This is a genomic window from Magnetococcales bacterium (assembly GCA_015231925.1).
GTDB lineage: Bacteria > Pseudomonadota > Magnetococcia > Magnetococcales > JADGAQ01 > JADGAQ01.
Window position 1 is genome coordinate 1 of record JADGAQ010000292.1, and the last position, 3,501, is coordinate 3,501.

Here is a 3,501-nt window from a genome sequence, read left to right on the forward strand (position 1 = left end):
TTGAAGGAAGCGGGCATCGGACGGGTCAACATCTCCCTCGACTCCCTGAATGCGGAGACCTTTGCCCGCATCACCCGCGGCGGACGGCTGCAACCGGTTCTGGAGGGCATCGACGGCGCGGTGGAGGCGGGTCTTACTCCGGTAAAACTCAACATGGTGGTCATGGGCGGCGTCAACGACCACGAACTAGCCGACATGGTGGCCTTCGCACGGCAGCGCAAGGTATTGCTGCGTTTCATCGAGGCCATGCCCATCGGCGAGGCGGGTTTCGCGGCGCTGGGACAGTTCGTGCCCGCCACCGAGATCGTATCCCGGCTGGAACGGACCCTCGGCACCCGTTTCGTGCCGGCAGGGGCCCCTCAGGTCAAGTCGGCGGGACCGGCGCGCTATTACCGCGCCGTGGATGGCGACCTCGACATCGGCATCATCTCGGCCATTTCGCAACATTTTTGCGAAACCTGCAACCGGGTGCGGCTCACCTCACGCGGGGAGCTGGTTCTGTGTCTGGGCCGGGAGAATCAGCTCGATCTGCTCACCCCGTTGCGGGACGGCGCCACGGACGCCGAACTGACCGCCCTCATCGAACGGGGGCTGCGGGACAAACCCTGGTCCCACGAGATGGACAGCGACGCCGGCTCCCGTCGCGCCGGGCCGCACATGGTGGCGCTGGGGGGGTGAATTTCCCAAGGAGGCAGCCATTCCCGTCATTTCCACGTTTTACGGCATCCTGATTTTAATGTATTGTTTCGATGAAGGACAACATCGGAAACCCCACATTCATGCTCGTTACCAGAACTTCGAAGCCTCCTTTGCCATCCTGGACGGGGAATGTTTGGCAGGAACGATGCCTCCAAATAAAATGCATCACATTCGCAGATGGATCGACATGCACCGGGAGGAACTCCTGATCAACTGGGCGTTGGCGGTGGAAGGCGAACTGCCCCGGCGGATCAAACCGTTGAAATAGGAATCGCAACAATGTACCCCATGGTGACCCAGGCCATCGCTCTTTCGGAATACCAACTGCATTTGCGTTTCGACAATGGCGAAATCCGGCAATTCGACTGCACGCCGTACCTGACACGCGGCGTCTTCATTCGCCTTCAGGATAAAAACCTTTTTGCCCAAGCCAGGGTGGCCTTCGGCACCGTCACCTGGCCCGGAGAGTTGGATATCGCCCCGGAAACGCTTTATCAGCGTTCCGTTCCGGTTTCGGATTCGGCTGGCCATTCGGCCATCGCCTGAGACTGAAGACACCTTTCTCCCGCACGCACGACAGGCCAACGCCATGAAAACCTCCCTGATGCTGGTGTTTCTGCTGCTGCTTGGCGGCTGCGTGTCGAGTTGGCCGGTAACTTCGGAGATCGTGGTGTATCACGAGTTGCCCGGCAGCATTCGTCACCAGCGATTCGCCTTTCTGCCGGACAAGGATCAGGAGGGCAGTCTGGAGTACAATGCCTTCGCCAATCGCATCCGGGCCAAATTCCGCATTTTCGGCTTGGAAGAGACCTCCATCGAGGAGGCGGATCTGCTGCTTTCCCTGCATTACGGCATCGATGCGGGCCACGATGTTCAGGAACCCCACCCCATCCTGGGCACCACCGGTTACAACACCACCCATCTGCCGGGCACCGTGACCCGGACGGGGGACACGGTGACGGTCACGCCCGGAACCACCATTTCCACCCCCACGATCGGCGTGGTCGGCGTAACCTCCACCACGGCGACGATCTACACCCGCACCCTGACCCTGGATATTCTGGACAACGCCTCCCGCAAGCAGGGCAAAACCCGCAAGGTATTGGAATCCAAGGTGGTCAGTTCCGGAACGTCCCGCATGATGGCCGCCGTGATCCCGGTGATGATCGATGCCTTGTTCACCGAATTTCCGGGCAAATCGGGCAAGCCGCGCATTGTGGAACTGCCCATGGAATTCTGAATAATTCATACGGGGGTTCGGGGGGGATTATCCTGCCGACTGAGTCCAGGGCAGCGCCCTGGGACTTTTGCCGTTGATACCATCCCACTGCCCGGTGCAAAATACAGAATAGGCAAAACGTCAAAGGACAGAACATTTTCTTTTTTTGATACTTAAAAGATAAAATATTGAAAGTCAAAGGAGTGGACCTTGGCGCAGCCTGATCCCCGCACGAACTTGAGCGAAGCCGTGGATTTTTTCAACACCGTGCTGCGCAAGCTACTGGTGATCGACGGAGCGCAACACCCCGAAACCCTGATCGCCTCGGCGGCCCGCATGGCGGGCACCATGGCCTTGCGTTCCCTGCTGCCCGCCGACTCGACGTTTGCACCGGGAGATTCGGTGCAACTGGAAGAGGCCGACGAGTTCGGCGCCCGCATGGAAGCCATCCTGAACTCCGCGCTGAACGCCCTGGGCCACACCCTGGATTACGACGCCATCGCCCGGGAGCAGGCCCCGCTGGAGCTTTCCCGGATGAACCTGGCCCAAACCCGGGAGCATCTGGACCCGGTCTATCTGAACTATTGCCGCCTCTCCCCCCTCACCTTCGAAACCGCCGCCCTGGCCTCGGCCTTCGTCACCGGCATCCTCATTCACGACTGCCGGGAGCTGCTCCCTCTGAATCGCGGGGTACTGCTGGCGTTGGCCGCCATGGTGGAGAGCATCCGCACCGCACCCCGACCGGTGGATACCACGACCCCTGATTCCTGACAAGGAGGCCCTTATGGCCGATGCTCGGCATATTCCGGTTATTTTGATTGATATAGCGGAATTTTCCAAGCTGGAAACCCCCGAAAAACGAGCCATCCTAACCCGCCTTGACGGGCTGATCGTCTCCACGCTGAAACCTCTTGTGGGTTTTGCGGATCCCCAGAGAGTGTTTTCCTGGCATGGAACGGGAGATGGTTACTTTTTGTACACTTCCATTTATCCCACCCCACTGGTCATGCGCTTTGCCCTGGACCTTGAACAGGCCCTGATCAAGCAAAATATGACTCACACGGAATATCTCATGCGTTTGAGGGTCGGTCTGACCCTGGGCGATGTGGAGGATGTCGGCAAACAGCAACTCAGTGACGCCTTCACCGAAGCGACCCGGATTATCGACCATGAAAGGGTCCGGGAGTTGCTCAACGAAACCCGCCCCATGGTTCTGGCTACCAGCAAGCTCTTCTGGGACGATTGGAACAACCATGCCGATAAAGCCACCCCCGGACTGGCTGTTTCGCCCCTCCTGCCCTGGAGCCGGGTCGAACTGGAGGTCAAGCACGGTGTACGGCTGATTGCCCATATCCAAAGGGAGGATGTTTCCTCGGGCCAAACGGGCGTGGACCTTACTATCTGGCTGCAAGCTCTGCTGCATCGTACCGGCAGTCTGGAAATTCGCGGCATCGGCTCCGGGGCCGGACGGCAGAAGGATGCGGGACGCTACCCCATCGAGCAGTTGTATACCACATTGCGCAGCAGCGGCGGGGGTAACCAAGACCTAAAGGAACTGCTTCACGGCTCATTCCGATTGCTCA

The 3,501-nt window shown here is 59.3% G+C and carries 6 protein-coding genes; all 6 read left to right on the forward strand.

What is annotated here, in order from left to right; translation table 11 throughout:
* Positions 1-678: radical SAM protein (locus tag HQL56_18900; GenBank protein ID MBF0311585.1), on the forward strand; the 678-nt coding region annotated here is incomplete at its 5' end.
* Positions 679-697: 19 nt separating this feature from the next.
* Positions 698-967, forward strand: a complete 270-nt coding sequence (locus HQL56_18905; protein ID MBF0311586.1) for a DUF4160 domain-containing protein — start codon at positions 698-700, stop codon at positions 965-967.
* An 11-nt stretch (positions 968-978) separates the two neighbouring features.
* Positions 979-1,245 carry a DUF2442 domain-containing protein gene (locus HQL56_18910; GenBank protein ID MBF0311587.1) on the forward strand — a complete coding sequence of 89 codons (267 nt, stop codon included), beginning with the start codon at positions 979-981 and terminating at the stop codon, positions 1,243-1,245.
* A gap of 43 nt (positions 1,246-1,288) precedes the next feature.
* Positions 1,289-1,939 carry a DUF4136 domain-containing protein gene (locus tag HQL56_18915; GenBank protein ID MBF0311588.1) on the forward strand — a complete coding sequence of 217 codons (651 nt, stop codon included), beginning with the start codon at positions 1,289-1,291 and terminating at the stop codon, positions 1,937-1,939.
* A 189-nt stretch (positions 1,940-2,128) separates the two neighbouring features.
* On the forward strand, positions 2,129-2,689 hold the full coding sequence (locus HQL56_18920; protein MBF0311589.1) for a hypothetical protein: 561 nt from the start codon (positions 2,129-2,131) through the stop codon (positions 2,687-2,689).
* Between the two features lie 301 nt (positions 2,690-2,990).
* The coding region (locus HQL56_18925; GenBank protein ID MBF0311590.1) for a hypothetical protein at positions 2,991-3,501 on the forward strand (511 nt) is incomplete at its 3' end.